At 53.7% G+C, this 14,633-nt stretch carries 11 protein-coding genes, 2 tRNA genes, 2 rRNA genes and 1 pseudogene; 4 read left to right on the top strand and 12 right to left on the bottom strand.

Annotation, left to right across the window (positions count from 1 at the left end; genetic code table 11):
• The 4 genes from B5E66_RS05200 to B5E66_RS05185 form a co-directional block, all read left to right on the top strand.
• Window positions 1–222, top strand: a 23S ribosomal RNA gene (locus B5E66_RS05200); the annotation flags it as partial.
• Between the two features lie 106 nt (window positions 223–328).
• Window positions 329–445: ribosomal RNA gene (gene rrf / locus B5E66_RS05195) — 5S ribosomal RNA — on the top strand.
• 46 nt (window positions 446–491) lie between these two features.
• A tRNA-Glu gene (locus B5E66_RS05190) sits at window positions 492–566 on the top strand.
• Window positions 567–569: 3 nt separating this feature from the next.
• Window positions 570–645: transfer RNA gene (locus tag B5E66_RS05185), tRNA-Lys, on the top strand.
• Window positions 646–716: 71 nt separating this feature from the next.
• Here the strand turns inward: B5E66_RS05185 and B5E66_RS13355 are convergent.
• From B5E66_RS13355 to B5E66_RS05125, 12 genes and pseudogenes are all read right to left on the bottom strand, one after another.
• Window positions 717–1,064 carry a hypothetical protein gene (locus tag B5E66_RS13355; protein WP_242958095.1) on the bottom strand — a complete coding sequence of 116 codons (348 nt, stop codon included), beginning with the start codon at window positions 1,062–1,064 and terminating at the stop codon, window positions 717–719.
• A gap of 362 nt (window positions 1,065–1,426) precedes the next feature.
• Entirely contained in the window at window positions 1,427–2,401 is a 975-nt protein-coding gene (locus B5E66_RS05175) for a hypothetical protein (protein WP_087229596.1), read from the bottom strand.
• A pseudogene (locus B5E66_RS05170) lies at window positions 2,376–3,960 on the bottom strand (relaxase/mobilization nuclease domain-containing protein). The gene B5E66_RS05175 and the pseudogene B5E66_RS05170 overlap by 26 nt, the downstream one beginning before the upstream one ends.
• Entirely contained in the window at window positions 3,923–4,366 is a 444-nt protein-coding gene (locus B5E66_RS05165) for a plasmid mobilization protein (RefSeq protein ID WP_446718503.1), read from the bottom strand. Before B5E66_RS05165 ends, B5E66_RS05170 begins: the two are co-directional and overlap by 38 nt.
• Window positions 4,367–5,553: 1,187 nt before the next feature.
• Window positions 5,554–6,747 carry a macrolide family glycosyltransferase gene (locus B5E66_RS05160; RefSeq protein ID WP_158098334.1) on the bottom strand — a complete coding sequence of 398 codons (1,194 nt, stop codon included), beginning with the start codon at window positions 6,745–6,747 and terminating at the stop codon, window positions 5,554–5,556.
• 85 nt (window positions 6,748–6,832) lie between these two features.
• A complete protein-coding gene (locus tag B5E66_RS05155; RefSeq protein ID WP_206393032.1) occupies window positions 6,833–8,221 on the bottom strand; it encodes a glycoside hydrolase family 1 protein in 1,389 nt (462 codons plus the stop codon).
• 44 nt (window positions 8,222–8,265) lie between these two features.
• A complete protein-coding gene (locus B5E66_RS05150) occupies window positions 8,266–9,681 on the bottom strand; it encodes a PTS transporter subunit EIIC (RefSeq protein WP_087229586.1) in 1,416 nt (471 codons plus the stop codon).
• Between the two features lie 17 nt (window positions 9,682–9,698).
• Window positions 9,699–10,466 carry a ChbG/HpnK family deacetylase gene (locus tag B5E66_RS05145; RefSeq protein WP_087229583.1) on the bottom strand — a complete coding sequence of 256 codons (768 nt, stop codon included), beginning with the start codon at window positions 10,464–10,466 and terminating at the stop codon, window positions 9,699–9,701.
• 25 nt (window positions 10,467–10,491) lie between these two features.
• Window positions 10,492–10,866, bottom strand: a complete 375-nt coding sequence (locus tag B5E66_RS05140) for a PTS lactose/cellobiose transporter subunit IIA (RefSeq protein WP_242958094.1) — start codon at window positions 10,864–10,866, stop codon at window positions 10,492–10,494.
• Between the two features lie 3 nt (window positions 10,867–10,869).
• Window positions 10,870–11,169 (bottom strand): PTS sugar transporter subunit IIB, encoded by a 300-nt coding sequence (locus B5E66_RS05135; protein WP_087229576.1) that lies wholly within the window; start codon window positions 11,167–11,169, stop codon window positions 10,870–10,872.
• A gap of 45 nt (window positions 11,170–11,214) precedes the next feature.
• Window positions 11,215–12,531, bottom strand: coding sequence for a PTS sugar transporter subunit IIC (locus tag B5E66_RS05130; RefSeq protein WP_087229573.1), 1,317 nt, complete (start codon window positions 12,529–12,531; stop codon window positions 11,215–11,217).
• A 290-nt stretch (window positions 12,532–12,821) separates the two neighbouring features.
• The gene (locus tag B5E66_RS05125) at window positions 12,822–14,384 is read right to left on the bottom strand and encodes an alpha/beta hydrolase (RefSeq protein ID WP_087229570.1); all 1,563 of its coding nucleotides are present in this window, start codon (window positions 14,382–14,384) and stop codon (window positions 12,822–12,824) included.
• Window positions 14,385–14,633: the final 249 nt, after the last annotated feature.

The raw sequence follows: 14,633 nt of genomic DNA, 5'->3' as shown, positions 1-14,633 counted from the left end.
AACCTCTGGCGCACCAGTTGTTCCGCCAGGAGCACAGCTGGGCAACTATGTTCGGATCGGATAAACGCTGAAAGCATCTAAGCGTGAAGCCGACCCAAAGATAAGATATCCCACTGAGTGATCAGGTAAGGTCCCTTGAAGACTACAAGGTAGATAGGCACGATGTGTAAGTGGAGCGATCCATTCAGCAGGTGTGTACTAATAGACCGAGGGCTTGACCAGGTAAAAGCACTTGTACTCTGATTGCAAAGCAGATTATTATTCAGTTCTGAAGGCACGTCCTTCTAAAAAAGAATAGAGAGAATTGTCCGGAAGGTCATTCCGGACAGCCGGTGTCGATGACGGTGAGGTCCCACCTGTTCCCATTCCGAACACAGAAGTTAAGCTCACTTGTGCCGAAGATAGTTGGCTGGACACGGCCTGTGAAAATAGGTAGATGCCGGCTTCTCTCACCATCAGGATATTGAAACCGTATCCTGATGGTTTTATATGGCCCGTTGGTCAAGCGGTTAAGACAGAGGCCTCTCACGCCTTTAACATCGGTTCGATTCCGGTACGGGTCACCATATGCACCTCTAGCTCAGTTGGTAGAGCAACTGACTCTTAATCAGTGGGCCCAGGGTTCGAGTCCCTGGAGGTGCACCAAATCAAGAAAATCCGAACCCTTTTCTGATTGGAGAAGGGTTCGGATTTTTCATTTTCTTCGGTGAGTTGAATCAAGGAGAAGTCCCCTGTCCGAAGCTGTACCAGAAGGCCGGGCGGGGCAGGCAGTGACGGCTTGAACCGGAGGACAAAAGAAAGGCGCACCCCGAAAGGTGCGCCTTGTCTGAAAAAAGCCGTTGACAGTTGCTATGTAGAACAGGGCGTTCCCCGGTGGGAACGTCCTGTTTTTCTTTGGCTGTGGATCTGGCCTGTTCTGCCTGCCAGGCAGCGAAAGCCCTCTGGCCTTCCTCACTGTTGAAACATTCCAGAATGGCAGGATAGAAGCACCGCGCCAGACGCTCGATGACCTCATCAGGATAGATCGAAGTATTGACGACTTTTTTCTTTTTGTTCAAGTCCACCTCCTGTTCCGGTCCACTGCCTGGCTCATGGGGATAATCAGCCTGCAAAGCCCCAAATGTGGAATGAAAGAGGACGGCCCTGCTTTGCTCCAGGACTGGCCTCCAAAATTTTTCTGCGCGGAATGCAGAAATACGCGCCCCATCCGCCCTCCCGCCCCGAACGCGCCCTTCTGGGCGGGTTCACGGACAGGCAGGGCGGATTCCGAAAAAACGAAGCGAAAGAAATAAAACGGCAATACGATTCATTTTTGCTAATGTGGGCGAGAGGGCGCGTGGGGCGGGAAATTTTCACTTCCCACTCAAATTTTATTCGAGGGCGCAATCGGGGCGGATGTACGCGCCCGCATTTCGCCCTGTCATGGTTAGGCAGATTTTGCCTCGCCTACTTTTAGGAATTCCGGCAGGTTACATCCCAGTGAGGCCAGAAAAGTCAGATGCTTTTCCAGAATCGCCTGCACAGCTTTACGATGCTCCGGTTCGGTGCGAAGGCTGAGCGTGTGTTCAAAGATAAACGTCCAGGATTCCTGCATTGTAGCTGCGGCAACGTCCAGTTGGGCGTAAGCGGCAGAAGGATCTTTGGGGTAACCTCCAACTTCCTCGAAGTGCGGTTCGGCGTATGGCAGTTTTGCTGCTGTATAGCTGGTGGGCAGATGCTCCTGCAACTGGGGCGCTTGCTGTTTGGCAGTGGGTTTTGTCTTGGGCCGGGGATTCTTGATTTGTTCCAGGATGTCGTCATACTCCTCCGGCGCGGCCTTGGCCAGGCGCTCAAAGAGGATGTCCGGGGCTTTCAAATCGCCGCAAAGGACCTGATGTCGGATGCCGGGGCAGAGTTTATCCGCAAGGTCTACGCCTTGGGCAAACAGGGCTGCCCGCCGGACGGAACTGGAACTGACGCGGTTTTCCCGTGCGATGCGCTCACAGGTTTTCTCGGCGGTTTGCTGATGTTCATTTTGAACACCGCCTGATGAGGCCGGGAGCGTGTGCTGGTTCCCGTGGAATCCATCATGCTTTTCTGCGTCGTACTGCTTCCCAATGAGGAACTTTTTCTGTTCTGGAGTCAGATTGCGTCGTCCCAGCTGGTTCTTGCAGATCCAGACGAGAACCTGCTCCCGGTTCTCTAAAGTCAAAGGATAAACGGTAAAGGGAATTTCTGGATGGTTTTGCAGAATTTCATAGCGGTTGTGCCCGTCCACAATGGTGTCGTTCCAGACAAGGATGGGAGACAGTATTTCACCGTCGGCCAGAATGTTTTCTTCAAGTTGTTTGCGCTCGTCTTCGGTCAGGGGTGGGATTTGCGCCTTAAATTCAGGGTCAATGCGCAATGTCTGCTGTTTCATGCTGCCCTCCTCTCGTCATCTCGCGGCGGCCCTCTGCGCGGTGCAGGGCCTCCAGATTTTGCTGTGCGGTGCTCAGGTCCATCCAGGCTTTATGCGCTTCGCGGTACTTTTGGTAGAACTGCGCCTTTTCAGAAATCAATTCTTCACGCTCGGCTTTCAGCTGTTTCAGGTTGGGCAGTTTGGTAATTTTTTGGGCCTTGAAATAGGCGGCTGCCGCCTGATAAGCTGTCAGCTCGGCGCGGTGCTATTCTCGAAAAGTCTCCGGGTTCTTTGCTGTTTTGGCCTGCTGGACAACCTTCCGGTTTTGGAGATAGGCCGAAACATGGCGGTTCCGTTCCCGGTTTTCGCCGATGCGGGTTTCCAGGTCTTTGACCACCTCGAGCGCTTCGCTGTACTGGGACTGAAGTTCGGCGATATGCTGCGCCAACTCGGCCTCGGTGCTTACGCCGTGCTCCGACAAAAGCGCCATCGACTTTGCCGTCTGCTTGAGGTTGAACACCTTGGCCCAGCGCTCGTAACCAGCGCCTTTGCCCGCGGTCAGCTTGGCTTGGATGTCGATCAGGCGACTTACTTTATCAGGGTTCGGGTCGGTACGGCGGAGAGCGGCGGTTTTCTGGCGCTCGGCATTTTGGGCGAGAAAAGCTAAAACATTTTCCTTGGAAAAATCATCGCCCAGCTTGCGGGAGGTAATGGGCTTGGTTCGGCCGGGGATGCGGTAACTGAACCGGCCGCGGCTCTCGGTGAGAGCGATGCCATGCTCCTGCAAAAGCTGAGCGGAGAAGTCCTCCAAACTGGTCGCCTTTCGCAGAACGGAACGGATGTTTTTGCGCAGGACGGCTTTCTCAGTCTCGTATTTGGTTTGCCGGATGGGCAGGCCGGAAGCGGCGTCCTTGGCGTTGGCGTAGTCGAGACGGCGCTGGCCGCGCCGCTGCGCCCAGTATTCCCGTTCGGTGATGCGGTCGCCGGAACCTTTCAGCAGGTCGATTTGATATAGTCCGGCGCTCTGGCAAAGTTCCATGACCCCGGCACGGAGATGCCGCAGCATGGCTGCCGTACAGCGGTGCTTGCAGCCTTCCTGCCAGTCGCAGGGCTTTTCCATATGGGGGGCGGCGCTCGACTTCGCGGATCCGCAGGCTGCCAATGACAATGTGAACGTGGATATTTCCAGCGCCGTTGTGACCGTCCGGGTGGGCGCAGACAATGGCCGGGTGGCCCGGAAAGTTTTCCTTGCAGAATTGCAAGCCAAGGTCTTGTGCCTTTTTCAGGGTCAGGCCGTTGTCAGTTGCATCCCGGGGGTCAAAGCTGATGATGTAGTGATGAGTCTTTACATCACCAACTTGTGCGTTCTTGCCGTACTTCCGGTTCGCCAGCAGGCAGGCCATGGCGAAGGTGTTGCCGCCGCATTCCAGCGTATCCAACAGAAAATTTTCGCGGAGCTTGGGTTTCCCATCTGAATCAAAGATGGGTAAGCCCGTATATTCGTTGTGCTGGAAGGTAAGATACCGCTCCGCTGCCGAGAGGTCAGAGTTCTTCGAGCTTGTATGCTTGATGGTTGCCATACAGTTCTCCGATCGCTTTCTCGGCGTTCAGCCGAAAGAGTGTGAGTGCAGACAATTCGGTCAAGAGCTGTGCCCGAATTTGTTCTGAATCTTTGCCGCCGGTGTTGAAGTGCCGGGCCAGTTGGTTGAGGTTGCTGCCAATCTTGCCGCACTGTCCCAGCAGGTCAGAGAGGACATTCAGGGCATCCTCTCCGCCGCCTGTGACAACGACGGTGTGCTGGATGGGCTTTCCCAATAAAGATTGACGAATGAGAGTTGACATGCTGATGTTGAGCCGTTTGCAGCAGAGTTCGAGGGTGAGTTTTTCTTTTTCGGTCACACGGAATTTGATGATGTGAGTGCGGTTGTTGGAATTATCGTTGTGATTGGTCGGAAGAATCTTTTCGATGTTTTTGGCGAGTATCAACCTCCAATCCTTTGGGCGGTACGGTGAAAAAGCCGCACGGAATATAGATCGAACAAGTGCAAACGGTTCAAAACAAAAAGCAGGGTTTGGGGAAGGCACTCCCCAACAAGCACGACCGGGAAGTGCGCCACAATTTCAATTTTTGAAATTGTGGCCACAGGTCGATACTTGCTTATCGCTTTTTCTGTCCAAAATGAAAATACAGATTTCAAACTGGATTTTGATTTCCAAAGCTGGGAAGCACTTCAGAAGAAGTCTCGTTCAGCTGACATGTGCAGACGAACGAGACACAGACAGGGAAATTCAGACCCAGAGAGTGTACGAGCGTAGCGAGTGCGCGGTTCTGGGGCTGAATTTTGTCCCCAGGGGGATATTAGGGGGAAGGAATTTCTGTCCCGCGTATGCGGGCAGAAATGGGTTCCCCCTAAAGCGTGCCAGAGGCACGCAAATAGAAGTGTCTCCTATTGCGGGGGTCGCCGCTTGCACCGAATCTGCGTTCCTGCCCCTGTGTTGCAGCGGCGTTGTCCGGCTCGCCCGCATTTTGAGCGGGGTCATGGCGCGGTATCCAGATCCAGACGGCTCATATAGTTTTCAAGGTGCCGGATATCAAGAATTGCAGGCCGGTCGCCCGGCTGCAAATTCTCTCAGAATATAAGAAAACCGCCCCGCAAGGGACCAAAGGATTTTGTCGGGGACAAGCGGCGGCAAAATGGTTCGGCGTAGCTGCGGGGCGGCAGGAAAGAATTACTCAGCTTTATTTAGATGAAGCGGATTGGTTTGTAATAAATGGTAGCATAAGGATAGCATACCGTCAAGTAAAAGCTGAATAATTTGGATGAAATATCAAAAAATTAAAGTGGATTTTGTAAACAGTGCAAAAAGTCTGCTGTGTTTTCAAGCAGCAAGTGCCAGTGTAAAACAGGGTGTTCTGGGCAGACTTGCCATTACCATTGGCGTTCCGGCCTCATTTCATTTGGGAGGCTGCAATGGACGCGCTCCATAAGAATCATTAAAACTTTCAGGAAATTTAGACATGGCAGACCGCAGTCTTAAGCTCATTCCCCTGTGTGCCCCGCCCTGTGCGACCAGAGCGGGGCACCGAATCAAGGAGGCTGCGGACATAGATGTCTGCTATGGAAATCTATGTCCGGGCAAACTTCAGGCATAGACCGGAATGGCATTTATAATCACTTCTGAAGGAAGCGCATCAGGGCTTCCGCCGATGCCTTTGCCCCGCCCAGGCTCCGCATATCCTCGCTGAAGGCGTGGGCCGTCTCCTTATAAGAAGGTTCGGTCAGCAGCTTGACAATAGCTGCTTTCAGCCCCTCGCTGGTGATGGCGTTTTTATCCAGAAAAGCGCAGCCAAGGCCCAGCTTTTCGATTTGGCGGGCGGTGATGGCCTGCTCCTCCATCTGAGGGATAGCGATCATGGGCACGCCATAGTAAATGGCCTCGCCGGTGCCGCCCATACCGGCGTGGGTGATGAACACCGACGCCTGGGACAGGATATCCAGCTGGGGCACCATCTGGCCGACTTCCACGTTGGCTGGGATGTCCTTCAGACTGGCGGGGTCGATGGAGCCGAGCGCGGCAAAGACGTTGATGTCCAGGTCCCGCACTGCGTCAAACAGAATGGGGTAATACTCGGGCCAGTTGTTGAAGGCAGTGCCAAGAGAGGAATACAGCAGCGGCTTGCCGTTGTCGGGGGCTTTCCAGCTGCCGAAGGCGGTCCGCTTGCCGATCTGTACCCCGGTGAACACGAAACTGTCATCGAAAGTCTCGTAATTGGGAACCAGCTTTTTCTGCATCATGACCAGGTTGAAGTCCCCGTGGCCGTCGAAGATCTCCTTGACAGTCAGCAGGCGGCAGCCATATTTTTCGGCATAGGTCTGGGCCAGCTGCGCCGCAGCCTTGCGCAGAGGGTGGTCCGGCGGGCAGTTCTCGAACCCGGCGGCTACCGAGTAGCTGTCGTTGGAGGGGTAGCTGGTGTAGAGCATAACATTGGGCACCTTGAGGTTGTCCGCCGCGATGGTGCCGGCAATGCCCGCAAAGTCGTGGACGATGGCGTCGGGTTTGTCATTTTTCAGGGTGTCCAGCACAGTGTCGATGTAGGCTCCTGCCTCGTTTAGGAACAGGAAGGGCACCGCGGCGGCCACTCCGCCGTCATCCTCTTTCTTCCCGCCGTCCTCATTATGCTTGTCGTTTTCCGCCATCCAGGAGGGTACGGCGACGAACTTTGCCCCGGTGGGCTCGATGATAGTGCGGAAGGCTTCAGTGGTGAAATAAGTCACCTGGACGCCTTTCTTCACCAGTTCGGTGACGAGGGCCAGGGTGGGATTGATGTGCCCGAAGGCGCCAAGAGATACGAATGCGATGTGCATACAAAAACTCCTTTCAAACAACAAAACAGCCATGCAGGCAGCGCAGGACGTTGCCCGCACGGCTGCGGGGGAAATAGGTGATGGCTTATTCTGTCAGGCCGTTGTTGGCGATCACTTTTTGATACCAGTAGAAACTGTCCTTTTTCACCCGGGCGCACTGCTTGGGATCGGTCTCGGTGCGATCCACGTAGACTAAGCCGTACCGTTTGGCAAAGCCCTGGTGGCTGGACACCACGTCTACAAAGCTCCAGGGGCAATAGCCGAACACCGGAAGACCCTCGTCGATCATGATGGCCAGCTGTTCGATGTGCTCTTTGAGGTACTCGATGCGGTAGGGATCATGGATCTGGCCGTCCGGGCCCAGTGTTTCGCTGTAGGCCATGCCGTTTTCGGTGACGATCATGGGCAGACGGTAGCGATTATAGACCTTGCGCATCCCAATATGTAGGCCCATCGGGTCGATGCCCTTGTCCATCCACTCGGTTTTGCGCAGGTGGGGATTATCACAGATGTCGAAGGCGTCCGACACCCAGAAGGGCGGCTGGTCGTAGTTGACGGGACCCTCCTTGGCTTTGACGCAAATGCTGAAATAGTAGTTGATGCCGATGAAGTCAGGGGTCGAGGCTTTCAGCACAGCTGCATCTTCGGGCAGCGTCTGGGGGTAAAGTCCATGACTCTTTAAGTAGCTGGCCACATAGGGCGGATATTCGCCCCGGACACTCAGGTCGAGCAGGTAGAATTCCATCAGCTCCTCGGCGTTTTCGGCGGCAAGCACATCCTCGCTGCGGCTGGACTGGGGATAGACCACCTGGATAGCACACACCGGGCCGATTTGGGCTTCCGGGTCGATCTGCCGCAGCAGCGAAATAGCCCGGTGCTCGGCCAGCGAGACATGGTAGCTCATCTGGTAGATGTTCTGCAGGTTCTTCTGCTTATCCTGCTCAAAGTTGCCGTTCATGATGCCGGCGGCGGTGGCGATGAGCTGTTCGTTCACCGTGACCCACCGCTTGACGCGGCCCTTGAAGTGGGTAAAGCAGACCTCGGCGTATTTCAGATAGGCGTCGATCATCTTGCGGTCGAGCCAGCCGCCGAAGGCGTCCACCAGCGCCTGCGGACACTCGAAGTGATAGAGAGTAACGAGCGGTTCGATGCCTTTTTCCAACAGATAGTCGATGAGCCTGTCGTAAAAGGCCAGCCCCTCGGGGTTGGGGGTGCAGGTGGCGTCCGGCATGATGCGGCTCCAGGCAAAACCCATCCGGTAGACCTTCAGGCCCAGCTCGGCCATCAGGTCCACGTCCTCTTTCCAGTGGTGGTAATGGTCGGCAGCCACTTTGTTGTCGGCGACGCCGGGCCGGCGTGTGCCCAGGTCTGTGGTAGCCACCCCCTTGCCGCCTTCATTGTAGCCGCCTTCCACCTGGAACGCACTGGTAGACGCGCCCCAGAGGAAATTGGTGGGGAAAATCATTTGTTTCATCAAGTCGATAACACCAGCCTTTTTGATTTTATTGTATCACGCAGTTAAACGCTCTCCAAATCTTTTTTGGAAAAGCCAAACAGATAAGTCAGAACAGCTGCCACAATCAGGGAAGCAAAGGAGGCTACCACGCCAACCACAATGTTGGCATTGGTACCACCCACATAGCCCAGCAGAGACAGGAAGTTGGCGGAGGTCATTGCATATCCCTTGAGGTCGAACATACCTGCGATGGCACCGCCTACAAAACCGCCAAGGGCCATGGTTGCAAAGCAGCGGTTAAAACGGAAGCAGATGCCATATAGAGTGGGTTCGGTAACGCCGCCCAGGATGCCAGAAGCGAAGGCTGCAAAGGAGGTGCTGCGGTCATCCTTGTTTTTCAGGCGGAGCGCCGTGCCCAGCGCCACACCGAAGCAGGCCCAAGTCGCAAAGTTGCCCGCATTCATAGGGCCGCTGCCGATGCCGGTCTCAAAGAAATCGGCCATCATGGGCATCATCAGAGCCAGGTGCATACCGCTCATAACCAGGAACTCCCACAGAGCGGCGATAACCGCCACACCGAACCAGCCAGTGGTCATGCCGAACCAAGCAAGACCGCCGCTTATGGCATTGCCCACAATAGTTCCCAGAGGTGCCAGTAGGCAGAGGATAAACGGCATAGAAACAATCAGGCTAAGGAACGGGGTAAAAACGGTCGTCAGCAGGTCGGGCATGAACTTTTTGACAATTTTATAAATCAGGCAGAACAGGGGTACCGACAGCATAACAGGCAGAACAGTCTGGGCGTAATTGGTCACGGTAGCAGGGATACCAAAGACCGTGAACGTTTGGCCGTTGGTGGCAAAAGCCGCGAAATCCGGCACCATTAGAACACTGCCGATGAAGGAACCCAGCATACCGTTGACACCCAGCTGTTTGGCGGCATTGTAACCCACCAGAATAGGCATAAAGTAAAACGCCGCATCGTACAGGAAATCAAACAGGATATATAAGTTACTTTCCAGGGTGTACAGTCCCAACAAGTCGGGGCCAAAGATAGAGTTGACAGCACGGAACAAGCCTCCGGCCAGTAGCACCGGGATCATGGGGGTCATACAGCCCGCCAGATAGCCCATGATATTCTTACCCACCTGCTTAGGGGTCAGCTTCCGTTTGGTGATGGCGGCATCCTGGGCGGCAGCAGCATCATCCTTGACGGCGGCGCTGGCGCTGATGCCTGCCAGCTTGCACAGTTCCTCATACACTTTCGGAACATTGGTGCCGATCACGATCTGGTACTGCTGGCCGCCGCGCACAACACCCAGCACACCGGAAATCTTTTTCACCTCGTCATCTTTGGGGAGGCTATCGTCTTTCAGATACAGGCGCAGGCGTGTCATGCAATGGGTGGCATCCTTGAGGTTGGCCGCTCCACCTACCGCCGCCAGAACCTGCTCGGCGATCTTTTTATTGTCTGCCATACTGATTTCTCCTATTTTCAAGTCAAATCGTCGTAAGTGACGAGCTGAACATCCTGCCCCGCCAGCCAGGCGTGTACCTCGGGCCGGCAGAGCATGGCAGTTTCTCGTAAACGGGTGGTCGTCATGCTGGAATGGTCCAGCAGATAGGCGTCGATATAGCCCGGATGGAAGACCATCAAGTCACACCCGTCCTCGTGAGCATTTGCCACCGCGTCCTGCACGCCCGTAAAGGGGTCGGTCTCGTATGCCTTAAAATCTCTGGGCATATAGGCGTACACTTTGGTGTGGCGGAAGGTTACTGCCTCGCCGGGACGGCCCATCGCAAAGTAGGGCAGGCCGTGCCGCTGGGCAACGATTTCCAATCCCTGAAAGAAATTGGCGCTGGCCACTGCGTGTCCCTCAAAATAGCTCGGTTCGTGGCCGGTCAAGGCTTTGAACTGGCGATACTGGGCCTCGATCTCCTCAATCACCTCGTCCAGCACCACAAAGTCGCGGCCTTCTTTGGCGGCCTCTCGGTAGGCGCGGCTGGGTTTGAACTCCCCTTCCGGCGTACAGAGGCTGGGGATGCGGGCGGGGTCAGTCAACGGCCGGCCCACACAAATGTTGGTGTGCTGCCCTAGACAAAGCGGGCGGCCATACAGCAGCCCCAGTCCGTGGACAGCTGCGGGCATATTGGTCATCACCCCTACTGAGCGCACCAGTCCGGCTGCTACTGCTGCCGCAATGCCGCAGTTGATGCCTTCAGAGTAGCCCAGGTCATCAGCACGGATGAGTAATCGTTTCATAGTTTTGACCTCTACAAAGAGAAAGTTACAGTTTTGCTTTCAGCTCTTGCAGCTCCTTGTGCACCTCGATGAATTCAGTGGCAATGGTCTCGAAGGCGTCGGCGGCCATCAGCTGATCCTCGGCGTGCATCAGGTAGATATTGGTTTTCCAGGTCAGACCCTGTCCCTGCCATTCCAGCAGGTCGACGTGGCTGTGGTGGCCCTGCACAAAGGCTTCCTTGCCGTCTTTCAGCAGCTGGGCGGCCTGGTCAAAGTTGCCGGCTTTGGCCTCCTGGATAGCTTCGATATACATCCCGCGGGCGGTGCCCACGTTGGCGATGATCTCAAAGGCAATTTCAGTGATGGTCTCTTGCAGCTGCTCCTCGGTCATGGCGCGAGCTTCTTCTACCGAAATTGCCATGTCTCAGCCCTCCAGCACTTTGCGGACATGGTCCAGCACAGCTTTGCCGTTCATCATGCCATAGTCTTTCATGTCGATGATCTCGACCTTGTTGCCCGGCAGCTGGCCCTGCACATCCTTGAGGCGGTAACGGACCTGGGGGCCAAGAAGGATGATGTCGGCGTCGGCGTAGTTGGAAGCGTCAGCAACGGGATGGGCCGAAATTTCGCACTCGTAGTTGTCAGCTTTGGCGGCGTCCTGCATCTTGCGGACCAGAGCGCTGGTGCTCATACCTGCGGCACAGAGAAGAATAATTTTAGTCATAATAAATTTCCTCCTAAAAATCTGATGATTTATGATTGATAGAGCTTACTGTTCGGCGGCTTCGTCGGCCTTTTCTTCGGCGACGGCCTGCTTGTCCATCGCCATAAAGAAGGGATAATAGACGACGCAGGAAATCAGAGTAATGATGATCTGGAACACACCGATTTTCCAGGAACCCTGGACGATGCCGCCGAAAAAGACTGGCATACTGGTAACACCAACCAGACCCACAGGCGCGGGCATCAGGCCCAGCATGATCGCGGCATAGCCAAGGATCAGGCTGACCAGAGGCATTACGATGAAAGGGATAATCATAGCGGCATTGAGCATCAGGGGGAAGCCGTAGATCAGGGGTTCGTTAATATTGAACAGGCCACAGGGGAGCACGACCTTCGAGAAGGTTTTATACCGCTTGGATTTTGCGAAGAAGAACATAACGATGACCAGACCCAGTGTGCATCCGCATCCGCCAATGGTGGTCAAGTCAAACATACCACAGTTGAAGATGTAAGGAATTTCCTCGCCAGCAGCCTGTGCAGCTGTGTTATCGGCCAGGTAGCCGAGCCAGATGGGCATGAAAATAGGCAGAATGGTGTAGGAACCATGGATGCCAAAGAACCACAGCACCTGCGACAGGATGACGGCGATCATAAAAGCGGGCAGAGAGCCGGTCAGTACGGACAGTGGGGTCTGGAGCAGGCCATAGATCGCATCTTCCGCATTGCCCCAGGGAGTCATGGTAAACAACCAGTTGATAATGGCGAACAGGAATACGATGACTGTGCCGGGAATCAAAGCTGTAAAGGAATCCGAGACATTCTGGGGAACGCCGGCAGGCATTTTGATTGTGATTTTCTTCTCCACGATGAAAATATTGATTTTGGTGACCACGATACCGGTAATCAGCGCCAGGAACACGCCGTGGCTGCCCAGATAGTCGATGGCATAGAAGTTGGTGGCACCAAAAGCCCCTTCTGCAGTGTAAGAACCAATGGGCATCAGAATGAAGAAGGCAACCTCGGCCAAAAAGCCATTGTTGAACGCGAGTTCTTCATGACCAAAGATCTTGGCAGAGTTGAAACCCACTGAGTAGACAATGAATACGCTCATCAGGTTCATGCAGGCGTTGTAAATCAGGTTGAACAGATAATTGATGCCAATGCCCTGGATGAAGTTCTGATACCATTCAAAACCGATGCTGTTGAGCAGGTTGAAGACGGCGCCGATCAGGATGATAGCCATCAGGCTCATTGAACCGCCTGCAAGGCACTTGATGTACTTGTTGTCCGCAATGCGCTGTGATAACGGAATCAATTTGGTATCAATAAATGACATCACGGGGTTTTCTTTTTTCTCCGACATGATTGTTGTTACCTCCTTTTACTGCACACAGAGGCTCGGCCGCAGGCCCTGTGCATCTCTGACAAAAGTATAACATAAGTCGATTGTATTTTGGTTACAAATACAAGCGCTGCGTTTCAAATCAACTGTATGTGTTTCAAGTTCTGAAACGCAGAAAAACTTTTTCGCCGTTTTTGTGCGCTTTGACAAAACTGCGCCTCTGAAAATCGACATTTTCAAAGGCGCAATTTATAATGTGATTTACAAAACGATGGACTTCAGGATCGTTTTATTTCCGGCCTGTGTCGGATTCAATTTACAGGTACCCAGGCAGACGGGTCAACCAGTTCCCACATCTTGGCTGCATCCTGGCCAAAGTAACCGACGCTGTCATATGTCACGCTTGCAACACGGCCGCCGATCAGCAGGCTCTCTACCGTGATATTATCGCCCCAGCCAAAGAAGGTAAACAGGCACTTGCCTCCATCTGCGGTGGTATACACATCAACGGTCACGTCATCGCCAATAGGGAACCAGTCCACATGGATCTGCTGCGTCAACGTGTATTCGGCAGGAATCTCTCCGGTAAAGGGAATCTCTGCATAGCCCATGACTTTCTGCATATACAAATCGCAGGTCTCCATCCAGGTCATGGAAGAAGTACCTTCCATACCAGCGCCAAAACCATGACCATTCAGGCCGTAGACGTGCAGCTCTGGGTCCAGGCCAAGCTCATACGCCTGCTTGAAAAGCTGCAAGCTGCCGTCCCAACCCATGCTGTCATCAGCACCAATCGCAATGAACATATGGGGCAGGTTGGGGTTTTCTGTCTCAATAGGAGCACCAGAGTAGATCAGATGGGCAATATCCACATCGCTGTTCACACCGTCGATAGCGTCGCATACATAATTAGGGTCAAACTGATTGGGCGTAATACTACCGTAGAACTTCTCCAGCATGGTGCGAATATTGCCGCCGCTGCCAGAGTAGCCGGACACAGCAAGCAGCGATCCTTCCAGGTCGATGCCCCATTCGTCAGAGTAGTATTTCACTACGCGCACGGCACGCTGCATATCCATGACAATATCATCATTATTGTAGGGTGCGACACGACGCTGAAGCAGGAAGCAGTTGTAGCCTAACTTATTAAACTCCGGACAGACAGCATAGGCTTCCACCGGGTTACTGCGGCTGGTATTGCCGCCGCCCGAGGTGACAATAATAGTGCCCTTGGCAGAACTGGGGTCGTCCAGCAGATAAGGAATGATAAAGGGACGGAAGTCAGCGTTATCATAGACTGATTCCCCTTCATAGTTGACCAAGGGGAACTGCAAATCACTTTCCGGGGTAGTGACAGGCATATCGTCTCCCCAAATATAAATGACCTCACCGTTGATGCCATCGCTGAAGGGTTTAATCTGCTGATCAGCCAGGGCTGCAATGGCGTCCCGTGCGGCAATGATTTGCTCCTTATTGGCATCGGTCATTGCCTCAGGATGAATCCCCAGTAAGACAGTACCAGCACTCTGCGCGGCGTCCCAAGCTTCCTGTGTGTACAGAGTTGGATAGTTACGTACCATCTTGTAGTTATAGACCTGGGTTTCCCACTCAGCCTGCCAATAGTTGGGATCCGATTCGGGCAGGATGTTGACTTTATAAGGAGCCTGACTGTCAAAATGCCGCGGAATGGTGATACCAAGCCAATCAAGCAGTTTTGCACAATTTTCGCTGCTGTCCTGACTTACCTGCTGAATCGAAGCGAAGCTGGTGCCATCAGGTGACGGCTCAAGCGCAACGACGGATACCGCAGTGCTCATCACTACGCTGACCGCCAAAACGCCTGCGGTAATGGTTCTGATTCCTTTGTTTTTCACGACTACTCCTCCTTGTAAGTACATTTTACACTTGGATGATTGGCCTGTTTGACGGGGCCATTTTTCCAAAAGCTGTCGGCCGACGGCAGTAAAGCCGGCAGCAAGTGTATGAAGCGATGCAAACTTGCGCAGTCTGATTTTCTATCCTCCTTTCTGTTTTCTTCTGCAATATTTGAATTCGCCTCAATTTGTACTAAAATTATAATATAAAGTGAATTGTATTTGGTTTCAAATGCCGCTGTGACGTTT

The organism is Faecalibacterium sp. An121 (genome assembly GCF_002160915.1).
GTDB classification, from domain to species: Bacteria; Bacillota; Clostridia; order Oscillospirales; family Ruminococcaceae; genus Faecalibacterium; species Faecalibacterium avium.
The sequence above is the reverse complement of the archived record's forward strand: the minus strand, read 5'-3'. Positions and strand labels throughout refer to the sequence as shown.

Bases quoted from the DNA above. Each gene is read 5' to 3' on its own strand.
- B5E66_RS05135 (WP_087229576.1), bottom strand. From the start codon at position 11,169: ATGACTAAAATTATTCTTCTCTGTGCCGCAGGTATGAGCACCAGCGCT.
- B5E66_RS05150 (WP_087229586.1), bottom strand. From the start codon at position 9,681: ATGGCAGACAATAAAAAGATCGCCGAGCAGGTTCTGGCGGCGGTAGGT.
- B5E66_RS05140 (WP_242958094.1), bottom strand. From the start codon at position 10,866: ATGGCAATTTCGGTAGAAGAAGCTCGCGCCATGACCGAGGAGCAGCTG.
- B5E66_RS05160 (WP_158098334.1), bottom strand. From the start codon at position 6,747: ATGCACATCGCATTCGTATCTCTTGGCGCCTTCGGGCACATCAATCCC.
- B5E66_RS05145 (WP_087229583.1), bottom strand. From the start codon at position 10,466: ATGAAACGATTACTCATCCGTGCTGATGACCTGGGCTACTCTGAAGGC.
- B5E66_RS05155 (WP_206393032.1), bottom strand. From the start codon at position 8,221: ATGAAACAAATGATTTTCCCCACCAATTTCCTCTGGGGCGCGTCTACC.
- B5E66_RS05130 (WP_087229573.1), bottom strand. From the start codon at position 12,531: ATGTCGGAGAAAAAAGAAAACCCCGTGATGTCATTTATTGATACCAAA.
- B5E66_RS05175 (WP_087229596.1), bottom strand. From the start codon at position 2,401: ATGAAACAGCAGACATTGCGCATTGACCCTGAATTTAAGGCGCAAATC.